The organism is Paenibacillus sophorae, from assembly GCF_018966525.1.
Classification (GTDB): Bacteria; Bacillota; Bacilli; order Paenibacillales; family Paenibacillaceae; genus Paenibacillus_AQ; species Paenibacillus_AQ sophorae.
In genome coordinates this window covers 4,762,422-4,779,419 of record NZ_CP076607.1, presented here as the reverse complement: position 1 = coordinate 4,779,419, position 16,998 = coordinate 4,762,422, and the positions used below count along the sequence as shown (strand labels likewise).

Below are 16,998 nucleotides of genomic sequence, written 5' to 3'. Positions count from 1 at the left end.
TTGGGAGATGAGCTTATGCTGTCGACAGAAGAAATACTAGAAGCCATGTCGGAGCAGGGACTGCGAATCACCGACCAGCGCAAGACGCTTGCCAAATTATTCGGCGAGAGTACGGGGTATTTGTCCGCCAAGGATGTATATAAACATATGGAACGCAAGTACAGCGGGCTCAGCTTTGATACGGTCTACCGCAACCTGCGGGTAATGGAAGAGATGGGCGTGCTGGAGCAGATCGTCTTTGAGGACGGCATTAAATTTAAAGCCAACTGCAGTCAGGACCATCACCACCATCATATGATATGTTTGCAGTGCCAGAAGACGTATCCCATTTCCTTCTGCCCGATGAATATGACAGATACGCCCGATCAATTTCGGGTTGTGAAGCATAAATTCGAAGTGTTCGGGTACTGTAGGGAATGTGAGGAGGCCGGCTTGGAGGATAAAGCGGCTCGCGGAGAAGAGGGGAAATAGTTATGGGAATCGGACGAACAGCGGTACAAGCACCAATCAAAGTTTACCGCAAGTTCATCTCTCCGCTAAAGCCGGCTACCTGCCGGTTTTATCCGACCTGCTCGGCGTATGCGCTCGAAGCGGTGGAAGTGCACGGTCCTCTTAAGGGCTCCTGGCTTGCCGCCAAGCGGATCGCCCGGTGCCATCCTTTTCATCCGGGTGGTCTTGATCCGGTTCCTCCGGTGCAAGAGAAGATTTCCAGCCAGGAAGCTGCACGCCCTACTTGACATTGGTGAGCTATATTGGTTATATTTTCAATAATAAATGTATTTCCGACGAATGGATGAGTACATCGGGACGCCAGTACAGAGAGCCGGGGCAGGTGCAAGCCGGTCTGGAACGTCAGATGGAAGATGGTCCGGGAGGAACCGCTCGCGAGCGATCTGAGGCTGCATCCAGCCTCCGCGTAAGCCTGCGGCGTGACCAGCGTTAATGGGCAGTTCCCACAGCGGGAACTGAATAAGTCCGTGCTCCGTGAGGGGCCGGGGAACTTTGGGTGGTAACGCGTGAGACAACTCTCGCCCCATATGGGGGCGGGAGTTTTTTTGCGGGCAAAAACATTTAAGAACAGGTGCGGCGCTCCACAGGTGCTTGAAATAAGAAAGCATCGTGTCATGGAACCGACCGGGTGCACCGGCAGTGCGGCTGCGGCTGCAAGAAAAGAAAGGATGACGGAAATGAGTCAGGAGAACACTTTTTATTTAACAACGCCAATCTATTACCCGAGTGATAAGCTGCATATCGGCCACGCGTATTCGACGGTTGCCGGCGATGCAATGGCGCGCTACAAGCGGCTCCGCGGGTATGAAGTCCGCTATTTGACGGGTACGGACGAGCACGGCCAGAAGATTGAACGGAAGGCTGAGGAAGCAGGCAAGACTCCTCAGCAGTTCGTGGACGATATCGTCGTCGGCATCAAAGATTTATGGCGCAAGCTTGACATCTCCAATGACGATTTCATTCGCACGACGGAAGAACGGCATAAAAAAGTCGTCCAGGACATTTTCGACCGGCTGCTCCAGCAGGGAGATATTTATAAAGGCGAGTATGAAGGCTGGTACAGCATTTCGGACGAAACTTTTTACACGGAGACGCAGCTTATGGATATCGTTCGCGATGCGGACGGCAAAATTATCGGCGGCAAAAGCCCGGACAGCGGACATCCCGTGGAACTGGTGAAGGAAGAAAGCTATTTCTTCAAAATGAGCAAATACGCGGATCGGCTGCTGCAGTATTACGAGGAGAACCCGGATTTTATCCAGCCGGAATCCCGCAAGAATGAAATGATCAACAACTTCATCAAGCCGGGCCTTGAAGACCTGGCGGTATCCCGCACTACGTTTGACTGGGGCGTTAAGGTCAAAGGCGACGAGAAGCATGTAGTCTATGTCTGGATCGATGCTCTGACCAATTATATTACCGCTCTCGGTTATGGCTCTGAAGACCGCAGTCTGTATGATAAATTCTGGCCTGCCGATGTTCATCTCATGAGTAAGGAAATCGTCAGATTTCATACGATCTACTGGCCGATTATTCTGATGGCGCTGGGCGAGCCGCTGCCGAAAAAAGTGTTCGCGCATGGCTGGCTGCTGATGAAGGAAGGCAAAATGTCCAAGTCGAAAGGCAATGTCGTGGACCCGGTAACGCTGATCGATCGTTACGGTCTCGACGCTCTCCGCTATTATCTGCTGCGTGAGGTTCCTTTCGGTTCTGACGGTACATTCACGCCCGAAAGCTTCGTGGACCGAGTCAACTACGACCTGGCCAACGACCTCGGGAACCTGCTGAACCGCACCGTTGCGATGATCGACAAATATTTCGGCGGCGAACTGCCTGCCTATGAAGGCCAGGTAACCGCTTTTGACGGCGAATTGGAATCGGCGGTTGCTCTTACCTACGCCAAAGTGGAAGAAGCAATGGAGAAAATGGAATTCTCGGTCGCGCTTGCCGCGATCGGAGCGCTCGTCAGCCGGACAAACAAATACATCGACGAGACGCAGCCGTGGGTTCTGGCCAAGGACGAGAGCAAAACCGGCGAACTGGCTTCCGTGATGAGACATCTGGCCGAAGGGCTGCGGACGGCTTCGATTCTGCTTCAACCGTTCCTGACTCAAGCGCCTGCAAAAATCTGGGAGCAGCTTGGCATAGCAAAGGGTGAGCTGACCACCTGGGACAGCGGTAAGACGTTCGGTCTTATCCCGGCCGGCACGAAGCTTGTGAAGGGATCGCCGATCTTCCCTCGGCTGGACGTAGAACAGGAGGTTGCCTACATCGCTTCCGTGATGGGAGGGGGCAAGAAGGCGGCTGAGGCGGGCGCGGAAACTGCAGCCGAAGCCGCTAGCGCGCAACTGGCAACAGCAGCAGCCGCCGATCCGGAAGAAGAGCACAAAGAAGAAATCGGTATCGACGATTTCGCCAAATCCGAGCTGCGTGTCGCGCAGGTGCTTGCCGCTGAGCCGGTGAAGAAGGCTGACAAGCTGTTGAAGCTGCAGCTCGATCTCGGCTATGAGCAGCGCCAGGTCGTGTCCGGCATCGCCAAGTTCTATACGCCGGAGGAACTTGTCGGACGCAAGGTGATCTGTATTGTGAACCTGAAGCCGGTGAAGCTGCGCGGCGAGCTGTCGCAGGGTATGATTTTGGCGGCTTCCAAGGGTGACCAGCTTACGATTGCGACGGTACCCGATTCGATGCCGAACGGCGCAATTGTAAAGTAGATTGAAGAAGCAAACGCTTGATTAAGAGTTTAATTACGAAAGCGGCTTGGTCATTAGACCGGGCTGCTTTTTTTCTACTAAAGATAGTAAAGAATAGTATAAATCGCTCTATTACCGTAAGAATAAATATTAGGCGATTGACTTATCGTAACGATTACGACTATAATCTAATAGTAAAGTTTACGATCAGGAGGAGAAACACACAAAATGTCATCTAAAGGAATCAAGGGACTGGCGCTTCCCCTTATACTGCTGGCGCTACTACTGTCCGGCTGCGGTCCGAAGAGCAGTGGTACAATCGTGGAAGACAAGGTGAACGTGGTTACCACTTTTTACCCTATTTATGAATTTGCGCAGGAAATCGGCGGGGAAGACGTAAATGCCATCAATCTGCTGCCGGTAGGCGTGGAGCCACATGACTGGACGCCGCGAAGTCAAGATATCGTGAATACCTCCAAAGCGCAGCTGTTCCTGTACAACGGTGCGGGCCTGGAGGGCTGGGTTCCGAATTTCCTGAAGGGTCTGGATAGCAGCAGTAAGGTGCAAGCGGTCGAAGTAAGCAAAGGCATCGATTATATTATGACAGATGATGAGGAAGACCATGATCACGGCGGGGAAAATGGGGAGGAAGCATCCGGCGACTCGCTCCATACCGATCCGCATACATGGGTCAGCCCGAAATCGGCCCTTCTGATGGCCCAAAATATTAAAAACAGCCTGGTACAGGTTGATCCCGCGCATAAGGACGGATACGAAGAGCGTTACGGTAAAGTAGCGGAGCGTTTAAAGGCGCTGGACGCTAAGTTCGAAACGGAGCTGGCAAAGGTCCCGAATAAAGAGATCGTGGTGTCCCATCAGGCGTTTGCCTATCTGTGCCGCGATTACGGCCTTACCCAGCACGCGATTATGGGCCTATCTCCGGATGCCGAGCCGCGTGGGCAGGATTTGGTGAAGCTGGCGGAACTGGTGAAAAAAGAGCGTATTCGTTATATCTTTTTCGAGGAGCTGGTTTCGGACAAATTGGCCAAGACGCTGGCCGCCGAAGCGGGCGTGTCCACTATGGTGCTTAATCCGGTGGAGGGGCTTACGGAGCAGGAGCAGCAAAACAATGACAATTATTTCACCCTCATGGAGAAAAATTTGCAAAATTTAATTCTGGCTTTAAAATAAGGGAGAAAGCCTACGTGAAAGGGGGGATTCCCATGCAACCGGTATCCCTGGACTGCCATCAGCATATGATTGATATACAGAACCTATCGTTTTCCTACGGGGAACAGAAGGTCATTTCAGATTTGGATTTCACTGTGAGAGAACGTGATTTTGTCGGCATTATCGGCTCGAATGGAGCCGGCAAGACCACACTGCTTAAAATGATCGTCGGCCTGCTTCCGGCAACCGAAGGCGAGATCCGCCTGTTCGGCCAACCGGTCCGTAAGTTCAAGGATTGGGAACGAATCGGTTATGTGCCGCAAAAAAATGCCTTCAATCCGCTGTTTCCGGCGACGGTACGGGAAGTAGTCATGTCCGGACTTTACAACAACAAAAATGTATTTCGCCGTATCTCCCGTGCCGAGCAGTGCAAGTGTGATGACGCAATGGAAGTTATGCGCATTCAGGGTATTCAGAACAAACGGGTCGGCATGCTGTCCGGCGGCCAGCAGCAGCGCGTCTTTTTGGCGCGGGCGCTGATTAACCATCCGGATCTGCTCATTCTGGACGAACCTACGGTCGGTATTGACATTGAGACGCAGGCTGCATTCTTCGATCTGATTACGCATATGCATGCCCATCATCATATGACATTCCTGATGGTTTCGCATGACATCGATATGATCGAAAACTATCTTGGCAAGGACCCTATGCAGTGTAACGGCAAAATCAATTTCTATTCCCGCCACTCGCATGAGCTTCAGAATTGCACTGCCAAAGACCTGCAGCATACGCTCATATAATAAAGATCGGCCATTGTACAACATAAGACGATCAGGTTATTAATATTGGAGGTATTAATCTTGATCTTTATATACGATCGGCCATTGTACAACATTAGCCGATCAAGCCTTTAATCTTTAAGCTTTTAATCTAGGTACGAAAAAAGTCAAGCGTGTCCCGCCTTTTGGGACGTAAGCGATCATGAGTCAAACAGACCCAGGGTGCGCCTCCCTGAACACCTTCGCCAAAAATTGCAGGTGTCCAGAGGGCGCAGCCCTTGGGGCCCTCCCCGGTGGGGAGGGTTTGGGAGGGGAAACTTCACTTTGGATATTTTGTTCAGCGATTTTTTTCAGCGGGCGCTCGCGGGCGGCCTGTTGATTGGTATTACGGCGCCGCTTATGGGCGTTTTTCTTGTGCTTAGAAGGCTGTCCATGATTGGGGACTCGCTGGCCCATGTCACGATCGCCGGGGTGGCGCTCGGATTTTTGACCGGCTTTTACCCGCTGGGGGCGGGACTGATCTTTGCCGTCGCAGCTTCTTTCGGGATAGAGAAGCTCCGTAAAGCCTACAAAAGCTACGCGGAACTATCGATCGCCGTTATTATGTCGGGCGGTGTGGCGCTGGCCTCATTATTTTTTACCTTGGGAAAAGGATATAACGCCGATGTCATCAGCTACCTGTTCGGAAGCATTTATACGCTTGACAATACCGATCTTCTGGTCGTCGGCATCGTAACCCTTGTGGTGGTAACCGTGATGTCGGTGTTTTTCAAGGAATTCTTTCTGCTCAGCTTCGAGGAGGACGCCGCCAGCGTCAGCGGACTGCCAGTTAAGATGCTTAATGTGCTGATCACGGTTCTGACGGCACTCGTCATCAGCACCGCGATCAAAATCGTCGGCTCTCTGCTCGTATCCGCGCTCCTGACTATTCCGGTGGCGATCAGCCTGCTGCTATCGCGCAGCTTTAGGATATCCGTTATTTTATCGGTTGTTATAGCGGAAATCGCCGTTGTCATCGGGCTGGTCATCGCAGGGATCTGGAATCTGGCGCCGGGCGCAACGATTGTTCTGCTGCTGATTGCCCTCCTCGCGCTGACACTGGCTGGTAAAAAGGGAATTCGCCTGTAGAATCTGCCGGGAAGGATGGGAATGCAGCAGCAAAAACCGGAAGCCCGAGGGCTCCCGGCAAAGTGACTGAAGGAGAGATGCCGCTGTGTCCAACATTAACGCGGGAATCGCTTTGGCCGCCGGACTGGCTTCATTCATTTCCCCCTGCTGTCTGCCGCTGTATCCTTCTTATTTATCATACATAACCGGGCTGTCGGTGCAGCAGCTAAGAACGGGAGAACAGAGAAGGGAAGCTCGTCTTCGCACACTCAGCCATACACTGGCGTTTATTCTGGGGTTTTCGGCCGTTTTTTATACGCTAGGCTTCGGCGCCGGAGTATTTGGGCAGTTTTTCATCGAACAGCGCGAGCTGATCCGCCAATTGTCTGCCATCCTGATCATTGTGATGGGACTGTTTCTACTGGGCATTTTTCAGCCCCGCTTCCTTATGCGCGAGCGTAAGCTGGAATTCAGCCGGAGACCGACGGGGTATATCGGCTCCTTCATTTTCGGCATCGGCTTCTCCGCCGGCTGGTCGCCCTGCATCGGTCCGATCCTGACGGCGATTATCGCCCTGTCGGCGAGCGAACCGGGAACCTGGCTGAAGCTGATTACGGCGTACAGCATCGGGTTCGCGCTGCCTTTTTTCGTGCTGGCCTTTTTCGTTGGGGGGGCGAGGCGGCTGCTGAAGTATTCGGGTCCCCTGATGAAAATCGGCGGAGCGCTGATGGTCTTGATGGGCATCCTGCTGTTTACGGATCAGATGTTCCGCATTACCATTTGGCTGCAGGGTATTACTCCAGGTTGGCTTAAGTTCTAGGGAAGCTTAAGTAAAATAATCGATCCGGCCTGCCGGAAAATGCTCAAAAATACGCTCTGTGATAAATTCGCGCAGGGCGTTTTGCTGTTCGTCGGGATAGACGTATTTATTTTGCCCCCAGCGGCCCCATTTCTTTTTGCGTTTCTCTATATCCATCTCGAGCTTGGTCTTTGGATAGCGCTTCTCAATGACTGCTTTGGCTGTCTTGGTGAACCGGTGCTGGATCATTTCGAAGGTCAGGTCTTTCCCAGCTTCGGGAGGGAGCGCCTGCGCGAGCTTCGCCAGCAGTTCGGCATAACCTTCCTGCCAGCCGTCATACCAGATGATCGGCGCGATGATGAATCCCAGCGGATAACCCGCGCGGGCCACTTGTCCGGCAGCCTCTATCCGTTCCTCGAAACGCGCGGTGGCCGGCTCAAAATTACGGATGACATAGCCCGCGTTGACGCTAAACCGGATGCGGGTATGATGGTTATGCGCGATGCCCAGCAGCGGCTGAACATGCTGGAATTTGGTTACAAAGCGCAGCCTGCCCAGCGGCTCCTCAGCCATGAATGCAATAAGTTCCGCAAGCGAGCCGGTAATATGTTCAACCGCAAGCGGGTCCGAGGTACAGGCTGCCTCAAAGGTCGTAATTTCGGGCGCGCGCTCCTCAATATAACGTTTGGCCGCAGCTATGATGTCCCCGGTGTTGACATAAATACGAATATACGGCTTGGCTCCAAGCGTTGTTTGCAAATAACAATAATGGCAATGTCCCATGCAGCCGGTGGCGATGGGAATGGCATAGTCCGCGGAAGGCTTGGATTGATCGAATTTAAGGGTCTTGCGCACGCCGACGACAAGAGTCCGCTTGGCGATTTTGTACTGCTCCAGTTCGCCTTCACCGGGAAGATTGGTAATCCGATTGTGCGAAGTGGTCATACGATAAGGTATACCATGATCCCGCACCCATTCCATGATCTGCTCTCCCTTTGGGTAAGAAAGCGCGTCTGGCTCGAAATATACCAGTTCCGGAATAAACAGGCTCGTCGGTTTCCTTGGCGTTTGGGCGGCTCTACGCTCTGGCGTCAGCACAGTCATGAACTCACACACACTCCTTTTCAAAAAGGGATATGCTTATTTTGCCGAATCCGATTGTCCAAAAATCCTGGCAATACTGTGCAGACTGGGCGCAGCTCATGTGTGCTTTCGACTTGCCAAGCTTGGGGAGAAACATGTATCATTGTTAGAACAAGGTTTGGTCTTCGGGCCATGGTCAATATAGAAAAGAGGTAATTGCATGCCAACACCCAGCATGGAGGATTATTTGGAGCGCATATACAAGCTGATTGATGAAAAAGGATATGCGCGGGTATCGGATATTGCCGAGGGTCTGGAAGTACATCCCTCTTCCGTTACCAAAATGATCCAAAAACTGGATAAGGACGAATATCTCATCTATGAGAAATATCGTGGGCTCGTCCTGACCACTAAAGGAAAAAAAGTAGGGAAACGTCTGGTGGACCGCCACAAGCTGCTGGAAGAGTTTCTCACGATAATTGGCGTCCAGGAGCAGAATATTTACCGGGATGTCGAGGGAATTGAGCATCATTTAAGCTGGGATTCCATTACATGCATTGAGTCGCTCGTGGAATTTTTCCGCCGCGATGAGAGCAGAATTCAGCTGTTAGATCAGATTCATCAGGAATTATACAGCGAATCTTGAGCACAAACCGGAAACGGATATTGTCCTTAAATGGGACGGTAGATCCGTTTCTTTTGTTTTTTCCGCAACCTTTTCCATTTTTCCTCGTCCAAATTTGTAGCATGTTACATAACCGGAGGTTTGGGGAGGAATTATGAAACTGAAGAATTGGGTCATCGGAATGCTGCTTGTCGTTCTCTGTGTACCGCTGCTGTCTTCCGGCGCCGCCCGCGCGGCATCGATGGTCATTACGTTGGAGCTTGACGGAATGACGCTTGCCAGCGACGTGCCTCCGTATATTACTTCTAAGAATGTTACAATGGTCCCGCTTGGGGTGATCAGCAAAGGTCTTGGCGCGCAGGTGGGGTGGAATCAGAGCAGCAAGACCGTTACGATCGTCAAGGACGACAATGAGCTAAAGCTCACGGGGGGTAAAAAAACGGCAGTGGTCAACGGATCCTCCGTTGCTTTGGATAATTCGGTCGTGATCAGGCAGGGGCGGATTATGGTGCCGATTCGGTTCGTAGCGGAGAATCTCGGACTTCAGGTTATATGGAATAAAGCCGCAAAGCAGATTTCGCTATATACAGGCGCTGAGCCGCCGCAAGCCAGCGATCCGGTAAATCCACAGGCACCATCCGTACCGGCCGTACCCATACCCGTTGTTCCGAAGCCAACCGTTCCGAGTATTCCCGGCGCAGTCTCCAAAGAGATGAAAGGGGTTTGGATATCCAGCATATTCAATCTGGACTGGCCCTCTGCGTCTTCGATAGGGAAGATCGATCAGCAGAAAAAAGAGTTCAACAGCCTGCTCGACAAGCTGAAGGCGATCGGCTTCAATGCCGTATTCGTGCAGGTGCGACCAAGCGGTGACAGCCTGTACCCGTCTACGCTTGTTCCCTGGTCCAAGGTGCTGACCGGCACCCAGGGCAAAGACCCGGGCTATGATCCGCTCCATTTTATGATCGACGCGGCGCATGAACGGGGGATGCAGTTTCATGCCTGGTTTAATCCGTTCCGGGCGGCGACGGACGCTTCTACGGCCTCGCTTGCCGCCAATCATGTCGCCAAGGTGCATCCGGAGTGGATTGTTAAGGCGGACGGGAAGCTGTACATTAACCCGGGAATCCCGGAGGCGCGTCAGAGCATCATCGATACGGTACTTGAAGTTGTGAGAGGCTATTCTATCGACGGCGTTCATCTGGACGATTATTTCTACCCGTCTCCCTCTTTTGATGATGACAGCACATTCAATACCTACAACACCAATAATATCGCAAGTAAAGCCGATTGGCGGCGTGATAATATCAACGACTTCGTCCGTGAGCTAGGGGTTCAGATCCATAGGCTCAAGCCCGAAGTATCGTACGGAATCAGCCCCTTCGGCGTCTGGCGCAATATTAAGATGGACAGCACCGGTTCGGATACGACGGCAGGCGTGTCCGCATATGACGATATTTACGCCGACGTCCGGACTTGGATCAAGCAGGGCTGGATCGATTATGTCGCTCCGCAAATTTATTGGAGTCTTTCCTATGACACAGCCAGATACGACAAGCTGGTGGAATGGTGGGTGAACGAGGTTCGGAATACGGGCGTGAAGCTGTATATCGGCCAGGCGGCCTACAAGGTGGGTGCCGCAAACCAAAGTGCGGAATGGCAGAGCGGCGAACAGATTATCAACCAACTGAAATTCAACGATAAATACGCCGAAGTGCAGGGCAGCATCATGTTCCGGGCAAATGATATTGTGGTTCGCAATCCATCGGACTTAAGCAGTTTGCTGACCTTTTATTTTAAGTCCTGATCCGGCTTCCCAGGCATTAAATATCCCCCGTGCTCATAGATAAGCAGTATAAGTCTATGGGAACGGGGGATTGCCGTTTATGGAAATCAATGCGGTGTTTGAAGGAGGGGGCGTAAAGGGCATTTCGCTTGCGGGAGCGGTTCAGGCATCAGAGGACGCGGGTGTTACGTTTGGCAGGGTAGCAGGCACCTCCTCAGGCTCCATCGTCGCCGCGCTGCTTGCAGCCGGGTACAGCGGGGAGGAAATGAGCAGAATTATTCAGGGCACCTCATTCCGATCTTTTTTGAAACGGTCTCCCGTCTTCAATACAAAGCTGATCGGCCCGGCCCTGCGGGTCATGCTGAAAAAGGGGCTTTACTCGGGAGAGGCGCTGGAATCATGGATTCGCGGCATTTTACAGCAGAAGGGAATTGTTTCGTTTCGTGATCTTCCTCCGGGCAAGCTGTCGATCATCGCTTCCGACATTACTGATGGCCGGCTTGTTGTTCTGCCTGAGGGACTTGAGGAGTATGGGATCAACCCCGATTATTTTGAGGTGGCCAAGGCGGTGCGCATGAGCTGCAGCATTCCATATTTCTTCGATCCCGTGATGCTGCGCAGGAGCGGAAAAGCGGCGGAGGGAAAGTCTTTTACCGAACAGTTTGCCTACATGGTGGACGGAGGATTGCTGAGCAATTTTCCGATGTGGCTGTTTGAGGAAAAAGAACCCGGCGGGCAGGGGGCGGTAAAGGTTCCGGTTGTCGGCTATCAGATGGTCGGACGCACAGCACCCCAGGCCCATCGGATCACAGGGCCGTTCAGTATGCTTCAGGCACTGGTCGGAACGATGCTGTCGGCGCATGATGAGCGCTATATCGAGCAGGAAAAGATCGTCCGCACCGTCAAAATTCCCACACTCGGCATCGGTACGGTCCAATTTGAGCTGACTCCTGAAGAGAGTACCGCGCTTTACAATTCCGGATACCATGCGGGAAAGGAGTTTTTCCGGAAGTGGCGGCCGGGCTGGCTTGAGAAGCGGCTGATTGTTAATAAAAAAGCGTCCTCGCATTCTTGATGAATGCGAGGACGCCGAGTAAAGTGCCTAAATCAGTGATATTTGGGCAATTGTTCGTCTTCGTTCTTCCCTTTGCTGCCTTCAATGACCCGAAATGGATAGGTTTTGCGTTTGCCGGCGGGCGGCTGGCTCTTTCGCATGCCTGCGACCTTCGCCAATGTCTTCTGCGAAGGCTTTACCTTGATTTTGGGCTGTCTGCGGCTGCCGCTTCCGGCAAACCGGCGGGGCGGAAACTTATAGAGCAGAAACAAGACAAGGAACAGAACGACGGGAACGACAAAGCCTTTCAGCGAATTAAGGCCACTTGTTGCCAAACCCGATACGAGACCGAAAACCGCTAGCAGTACTGCGCTCCAAAAAATCAAAGCATGCCGTTTCATAGGCCACTCATCCTTTCGCAGGGTCCAATATGCCTCCGGTTACACTTGATTGTTGAAATCCTTTTGCTTCTATTGCCGCATCCAATTCACGCATGCGGTTGAAGGACGCGATCGATACTTCCACCTGATCGTCCTTCGGTTCTTTCGTTGTAAGCAGCTGCAGCCATAGTCCGGGGTAGCCGAGATAGCGCAGCCCTGGAAGTTCGCGTACGGCGTTGGTGCCCTTCAGCACTTCAAAGGAAACACCGATTACGAGTGGCAGCAGGATAAGCCGCTGTACGATCCTCTCCACCAGGTCATGCCAAGGCACAACGGAGTAAATAATAACGCCGAGCACAATCGTCAGCATCATGAAGCTGCTGCCGCAGCGGTAATGCAGGCGGCTGTACTTCTGTACGTTCTCTACCGTCAATTCGTCGCCGGCTTCGAACGCGCTGATGACCTTATGCTCTGCGCCGTGATACTGGAACAATCTTTTAACCACAGGGGTCTGGGAGATGATCCACAGGTAAACAAGCAGCAGGATCAGCTTAATGGCCCCTTCAATGAGGTTGTGCAGAACGTAGTTCTTGAATGCATTGCCGAACAAAAAATGTTCTACAAATACGGGAACGAGGGTGAAAATAATTTTGCCGATAATGAAGGACAAAATGCCCATGACGGCTACGCCCAGCATCATACCAAGACTCCAGCCCTCTTCTTTCTCCTTATGTTTCTTCTGCTTGGCGAGTTCCTCCGTCTCCGTCTCGTCTTCCGCATAAGCCTCGGCGGAATAATTCAAATGCTTGGAGCCTTTGGCGCTGGCATCTATAATACTGACAAGGCCGCGGAGCAGCGGAATCTTGCGCAGTTTCACAACCCAGCTCTTCTCGCTTCTCGGCACCTCCAAAAAAGTAATTTCCTGATTCTTCCGTCGTACGGCTGTCACATTGACATGCTTGCCGCCGAACATAACGCCTTCGATGACGGCCTGACCGCCGTAACTCGGAGTTTCCTGAGACAACCAATTCACCTTCCCGTAAAAATGTAGTGTGCTGCTGTTCTATATTCTTCATTGTAACTAATTTTTGTTAACATTTCTACTTGGAACGATCTTTCCTGCGCATACTAGTCTGTAAGCAGGATCAGCGGCCAATTGTGAGGCCTATATCTATAGTAGAAAGAGGAGAGTGCGTCTAAATGGGCAATGCAGCGAGTCAGCAGCGGCAGAAGACGAATCCGCTGTTTTTTGCGATTGAGACGGGTTTTTTTGCAGGCCTCATCTGGGGCGGATTGCATTGGATATTCTATGTGCTTCAATTTACGAAGGTAATTCCGGGCTTTCTGGGCGAGCCGATCTTTCAACATAAATTCCTGGTGACGGTTGCCGGGCAGCTGGCAGGGTATCTTCTGTTCATCGGCTTCTCGGTTCTTTGTTCTATCTTGTATGTTCTGGTTTTCCGCAAAATTAAAGGGCCTTGGGCTGGTATGATCTATGGAATCGTATGGTGGTCAGTGCTAATTCTGGCCTGCTCATGGCTTTTCCTGATGCAGCGGCCTTTTCGGCTTCCCTGGGATTCGTTAATCAGTGAATTTTGCCTGTTCCTGCTATGGGGACTGTTCATTGGCTATACGGCCGCGACCGAATACACGGATGAGCGCAAGAGGGACAGCAGTACGGGAATGGCCTGACGATCAAAAAAACTTCTCAGTTGGCATGGCCCTATGTTACAATACAATGTGGCTATTTTCGAGAGGAGAATGATCATGGGCAACAACCGGGTCTCCAAACTGCGGAAGGTAGTGCAGGATCGCGGTCTGGATGCGATGTTAATCACAAGCGGCATCAATCGCCGCTATTTGAGCGGATTTACCGGTTCATCCGGCTATGTGCTGATTACGGTCGACGAGAGCTATTTGCTGACCGATTTCCGCTACATGACCCAGGCTTCGGAACAGACGAAGGGGCTTAAGGTGGTGCAGCACGGACCAAAGTTTATTGACACGGTCCGCGAGCTGCTGCCGAAGGGCGGGCAGGCCCGCCTTGGCTTCGAGCAGGACGACGTTTCTTACGGCGCCTATACGTCATACGCGGAAGCGCTGAAGCCGGCCGAGCTCGTTCCGGTATCTCAAGCAGTGGAGAAGCTTCGCATGTTTAAGGATGAAGATGAGCTTGCCGTGATGAGAAAAGCGGCGGATCTTGCGGACGATACGTTCCGGCACATTTTGAATATGATCAAGCCGGGCATGACCGAGCGGGACGTCGATCTGGAAATGGAATTCTATATGCGAAGCCATGGGGCGACCGCATCGTCCTTCGATACGATTGTAGCTTCCGGAGAACGCTCCTCCATGCCGCATGGCGTTGCGAGTCAGAAGGTCATTCAGAACAATGAGTTCGTGACGTTCGACTTTGGCGCGCTGCTGGACGGCTACTGCTCCGATATCACGCGGACGATCGCGCTGGGCAGCCCTGACCCTAAACTTAAAGAAATTTACGACATCGTGCTGGAGGCTCAGCTGTACGCGCTGGAGCATATTAAGCCGGGCATGACCGGCAGGGAATGCGACGCTTTGTCACGGGATATTATTACCCGCTACGGTTACGGAGAGCAGTTCGGGCATAGTCTTGGCCACGGCCTTGGCATGGAAGTTCATGAGTGGCCGCGCTTGTCGAAGCTTAGCGACGATGTGCTTCAGCCGGGCATGGTTGTAACCGTCGAGCCGGGCATTTATGTGCCGGGACTCGGAGGCGTCCGCATCGAGGATGATGTAGTCGTAACGGAGACAGGCGTCGAGAGATTGACCCATTCGTCCAAGGACTACACCGTTCTCTAAATTTCGGTTAAACCGCCCTGCTAGGTTACGGCCGAAATAGTTTAATTGTTCTCATAAGGACAAGTTATTATCGAATTCAGGAGGGGTTTATTAGTGATTTCCGTAAACGATTTTAAAACAGGTCTGACCGTTGAGGTGGACGGCGACATCTTTACCGTGCTGGACTTCCAGCATGTTAAACCGGGTAAGGGCGCGGCGTTCGTCCGTTCCAAGCTGAAGAACCTGCGCAACGGCAACACCGTTGAACGTACTTTCCGTGCGGGCGAGACGATCGGCCGCGCCGTCATCGAGAACCGCGCCGTTCAATATCTGTATGCCAGCGGCTCCGAGCATGTGTTCATGGACAACCAAACCTATGATCAGTTCAGTCTTGAAGCCAGCCAGCTTGAATGGGAACTGAATTTCCTCAAGGAGAACATGACGGTTAACATCGTCAGCTACCAAGGTGAGCTTCTCGGCATCAATTTGCCGACCAGCGTTGACCTCAAGGTCGTTGAAACAGAGCCAAGCGTTAAGGGAAATACCGCTCAAGGCGCGACCAAGTTTGCCAAGCTGGAGACCGGCCTGTCCGTTCAGGTTCCGCTCTTCATTAACGAGGATGACGTTCTCCTGATCGATACACGCGAAGGCAAGTATATTTCCCGCGCGTAAGCCCGCTTCGTTTTGTTACCGCACGATACCGGCCTCCCCGCATGGATGCGGGGAGGTTTTGGCGTTCACGAGCCTTAAGATATGTCGCTATTTTTTGCAAAATAATTAACGCATCCGGTCACTTTCGTATTATACTGTGTAAAAGCGGGAAACCGAATGTATTAACTGCTACATAGAATTTGAATTAGGGAGTGAATGAGGCTTTGTCACTTTATGTCATGAAATTCGGAGGCAGCTCCGTAGGCGATACCGAGCGCATGAAGCGGGTTGCCAAACGCATCGCAGACAAGCAGGATGAGGGCCATCGCTGTGTCGTGGTCGTCTCCGCCATGGGGGACACGACCGACGATCTGATCGATCAGGCCAAGCTGCTCAGCAGCGAGCTGCCTGCGCGCGAGATGGACATGCTGATGACGACAGGGGAGCAGATCTCCATTGCGCTGCTGTCCATCGCCCTTAGCGGCATTGGACGGGACGCTGTGTCCTATACCGGCTGGCAGGCCGGCTTCCGCACGGATGAGACGCACGGACGGGCGCGGATTAACGAGATTGTGCCCCGTCGGGTGCTGGAAGCGCTGGAGAAAGACAAGATTGTGATCGTTGCCGGTTTTCAAGGGATGACGATTGACGGCGAGATTACGACGCTCGGACGCGGCGGCTCCGATACGACGGCGGTTGCGCTGGCTGCGGCGATCAAGGCGGATGTGTGCGAGATTTATACCGACGTTGATGGCGTATATTCCACGGACCCGCGCATCGTGAAGAACGCGCGCAAGCTTAAGGAAATCTCATATGACGAAATGCTGGAGCTCGCCAATCTGGGCGCCGCCGTGCTGCATCCGCGCGCGGTGGAATACGCAAAGCGTTACCAGGTGAAGCTGGTTGTGCGGTCGAGCTTTAATTATAATGAAGGCACTGTGGTGAAGGAGGAAGCAAGCATGGAGCAGGGAGTGGCGGTAAGCGGCATCGCTTACGACAAAAATGTGGCTCGGATCAGCATTTCGGGAGTGGCCGACGTTCCCGGCGTACTGGCCCGGGTGTTCGGAAAGCTGGCCGATGAAGGCATCAACGTGGACATCATCGTACAGAGCGGCGTTCTGAACGGGGAAGCGGACTTCTCCTTCACCGTCTCGCTAGACGAAATGGAAAAGGCCAAGGAGGTTATTCGGCAAATCAGACATGAATTGCCATACCGCGAGGTAACATCCGAAGATAATCTGGTCAAGATCTCCATCGTCGGTGCAGGTATGGTCAGCCATCCCGGTGTAGCGGCGCAGATGTTCGACGTAATTTCAAGTCTTGGAATCAGCATCAAGATGGTCAGCACCTCCGAGATCAAGGTATCTTGCGTTGTGGAATCCGGCAAGCTGAAGGAGATTATCCAGGCGCTTCATACGGCCTATGGGCTGGATACCGACCAGCAGGTATTTGTAGGTGGTCCGCAGGATCGCCGGTAGTCTACCATCAAAGCTTGATAAAGGCTTGATGCGGAATAATCCTCAGATTTCTATACAGCAAGC

18 protein-coding genes are annotated in these 16,998 nt (G+C 52.5%); 15 read left to right on the top strand and 3 right to left on the bottom strand.

Translation table 11 applies throughout. From position 1 onward, the window contains the following. Positions 1 to 15: 15 nt before the first annotated feature. From KP014_RS23200 to KP014_RS23165, 8 genes are all read left to right on the top strand, one after another. Positions 16 to 471 (top strand): Fur family transcriptional regulator, encoded by a 456-nt coding sequence (locus KP014_RS23200; RefSeq protein ID WP_036597031.1) that lies wholly within the window; start codon positions 16 to 18, stop codon positions 469 to 471. 2 nt (positions 472 to 473) lie between these two features. Continuing rightward, positions 474 to 737 (top strand): membrane protein insertion efficiency factor YidD, encoded by a 264-nt coding sequence (yidD, locus tag KP014_RS23195; RefSeq protein WP_036597030.1) that lies wholly within the window; start codon positions 474 to 476, stop codon positions 735 to 737. Between the two features lie 2 nt (positions 738 to 739). Then, positions 740 to 943, top strand: a complete 204-nt coding sequence (locus tag KP014_RS23190; protein WP_216700411.1) for a hypothetical protein — start codon at positions 740 to 742, stop codon at positions 941 to 943. A gap of 244 nt (positions 944 to 1,187) precedes the next feature. Then, positions 1,188 to 3,224, top strand: a complete 2,037-nt coding sequence (gene metG / locus KP014_RS23185) for a methionine--tRNA ligase (RefSeq protein ID WP_090834194.1) — start codon at positions 1,188 to 1,190, stop codon at positions 3,222 to 3,224. 207 nt (positions 3,225 to 3,431) lie between these two features. Continuing rightward, complete coding sequence (locus KP014_RS23180) at positions 3,432 to 4,394, top strand: metal ABC transporter solute-binding protein, Zn/Mn family (protein ID WP_036589494.1); 963 nt, start codon at positions 3,432 to 3,434, stop codon at positions 4,392 to 4,394. A gap of 32 nt (positions 4,395 to 4,426) precedes the next feature. Next, a complete protein-coding gene (locus KP014_RS23175) occupies positions 4,427 to 5,176 on the top strand; it encodes a metal ABC transporter ATP-binding protein (RefSeq protein WP_036589491.1) in 750 nt (249 codons plus the stop codon). 303 nt (positions 5,177 to 5,479) lie between these two features. Next, the gene (locus tag KP014_RS23170; protein ID WP_036589490.1) at positions 5,480 to 6,283 is read left to right on the top strand and encodes a metal ABC transporter permease; all 804 of its coding nucleotides are present in this window, start codon (positions 5,480 to 5,482) and stop codon (positions 6,281 to 6,283) included. Positions 6,284 to 6,368: 85 nt separating this feature from the next. Further along, entirely contained in the window at positions 6,369 to 7,082 is a 714-nt protein-coding gene (locus KP014_RS23165; protein WP_036589488.1) for a cytochrome c biogenesis CcdA family protein, read from the top strand. 6 nt (positions 7,083 to 7,088) lie between these two features. Here KP014_RS23165 and splB read toward each other — a convergent pair whose 3' ends face one another. After that, positions 7,089 to 8,159: a spore photoproduct lyase gene (splB, locus tag KP014_RS23160; RefSeq protein ID WP_425517288.1), complete on the bottom strand. Its 1,071-nt coding sequence runs from the start codon at positions 8,157 to 8,159 to the stop codon at positions 7,089 to 7,091. Between the two features lie 205 nt (positions 8,160 to 8,364). On the opposite strand from splB, the gene mntR reads away from it, so the two are divergent. The 3 genes from mntR to KP014_RS23145 all read left to right on the top strand — a co-directional run bounded on the left by mntR (position 8,365) and on the right by KP014_RS23145 (position 11,630). Beyond that, the gene (mntR, locus tag KP014_RS23155; protein ID WP_036589484.1) at positions 8,365 to 8,790 is read left to right on the top strand and encodes a transcriptional regulator MntR; all 426 of its coding nucleotides are present in this window, start codon (positions 8,365 to 8,367) and stop codon (positions 8,788 to 8,790) included. Between the two features lie 133 nt (positions 8,791 to 8,923). Continuing rightward, complete coding sequence (locus KP014_RS23150; RefSeq protein WP_036589481.1) at positions 8,924 to 10,576, top strand: family 10 glycosylhydrolase; 1,653 nt, start codon at positions 8,924 to 8,926, stop codon at positions 10,574 to 10,576. 79 nt (positions 10,577 to 10,655) lie between these two features. Then, positions 10,656 to 11,630, top strand: a complete 975-nt coding sequence (locus KP014_RS23145; protein ID WP_036589480.1) for a patatin-like phospholipase family protein — start codon at positions 10,656 to 10,658, stop codon at positions 11,628 to 11,630. Positions 11,631 to 11,662: 32 nt separating this feature from the next. Here KP014_RS23145 and KP014_RS23140 read toward each other — a convergent pair whose 3' ends face one another. Next, entirely contained in the window at positions 11,663 to 12,010 is a 348-nt protein-coding gene (locus tag KP014_RS23140) for a hypothetical protein (RefSeq protein WP_090834141.1), read from the bottom strand. Between the two features lie 7 nt (positions 12,011 to 12,017). After that, positions 12,018 to 12,962 (bottom strand): DUF1385 domain-containing protein, encoded by a 945-nt coding sequence (locus KP014_RS23135; RefSeq protein WP_090834195.1) that lies wholly within the window; start codon positions 12,960 to 12,962, stop codon positions 12,018 to 12,020. Between the two features lie 227 nt (positions 12,963 to 13,189). Between KP014_RS23135 and KP014_RS23130 the strand changes: the two genes are divergently transcribed. The 4 genes from KP014_RS23130 to KP014_RS23115 all read left to right on the top strand — a co-directional run bounded on the left by KP014_RS23130 (position 13,190) and on the right by KP014_RS23115 (position 16,935). Further along, the gene (locus KP014_RS23130; protein ID WP_036590206.1) at positions 13,190 to 13,681 is read left to right on the top strand and encodes a YqhR family membrane protein; all 492 of its coding nucleotides are present in this window, start codon (positions 13,190 to 13,192) and stop codon (positions 13,679 to 13,681) included. A 75-nt stretch (positions 13,682 to 13,756) separates the two neighbouring features. Further along, positions 13,757 to 14,827, top strand: coding sequence for a M24 family metallopeptidase (locus KP014_RS23125; protein ID WP_036590204.1), 1,071 nt, complete (start codon positions 13,757 to 13,759; stop codon positions 14,825 to 14,827). Between the two features lie 93 nt (positions 14,828 to 14,920). Further along, entirely contained in the window at positions 14,921 to 15,478 is a 558-nt protein-coding gene (efp, locus tag KP014_RS23120; RefSeq protein ID WP_036590201.1) for an elongation factor P, read from the top strand. Positions 15,479 to 15,681: 203 nt separating this feature from the next. Next, positions 15,682 to 16,935, top strand: coding sequence for an aspartate kinase (locus KP014_RS23115; RefSeq protein ID WP_036590199.1), 1,254 nt, complete (start codon positions 15,682 to 15,684; stop codon positions 16,933 to 16,935). The last annotated feature ends 63 nt before the right edge of the window (positions 16,936 to 16,998 follow it).

Coding starts and splice junctions, on each gene's coding strand:
- KP014_RS23200 (WP_036597031.1), top strand. CDS start 16: ATGCTGTCGACAGAAGAAATACTAGAAGCCATGTCGGAGCAGGGACTG.
- yidD (WP_036597030.1), top strand. CDS start 474: ATGGGAATCGGACGAACAGCGGTACAAGCACCAATCAAAGTTTACCGC.
- metG (WP_090834194.1), top strand. CDS start 1,188: ATGAGTCAGGAGAACACTTTTTATTTAACAACGCCAATCTATTACCCG.
- KP014_RS23180 (WP_036589494.1), top strand. CDS start 3,432: ATGTCATCTAAAGGAATCAAGGGACTGGCGCTTCCCCTTATACTGCTG.
- KP014_RS23175 (WP_036589491.1), top strand. CDS start 4,427: ATGCAACCGGTATCCCTGGACTGCCATCAGCATATGATTGATATACAG.
- mntR (WP_036589484.1), top strand. CDS start 8,365: ATGCCAACACCCAGCATGGAGGATTATTTGGAGCGCATATACAAGCTG.
- KP014_RS23150 (WP_036589481.1), top strand. CDS start 8,924: ATGAAACTGAAGAATTGGGTCATCGGAATGCTGCTTGTCGTTCTCTGT.
- KP014_RS23145 (WP_036589480.1), top strand. CDS start 10,656: ATGGAAATCAATGCGGTGTTTGAAGGAGGGGGCGTAAAGGGCATTTCG.
- KP014_RS23140 (WP_090834141.1), bottom strand. CDS start 12,010: ATGAAACGGCATGCTTTGATTTTTTGGAGCGCAGTACTGCTAGCGGTT.
- KP014_RS23135 (WP_090834195.1), bottom strand. CDS start 12,962: ATGTTCGGCGGCAAGCATGTCAATGTGACAGCCGTACGACGGAAGAAT.
- KP014_RS23130 (WP_036590206.1), top strand. CDS start 13,190: ATGGGCAATGCAGCGAGTCAGCAGCGGCAGAAGACGAATCCGCTGTTT.
- KP014_RS23125 (WP_036590204.1), top strand. CDS start 13,757: ATGGGCAACAACCGGGTCTCCAAACTGCGGAAGGTAGTGCAGGATCGC.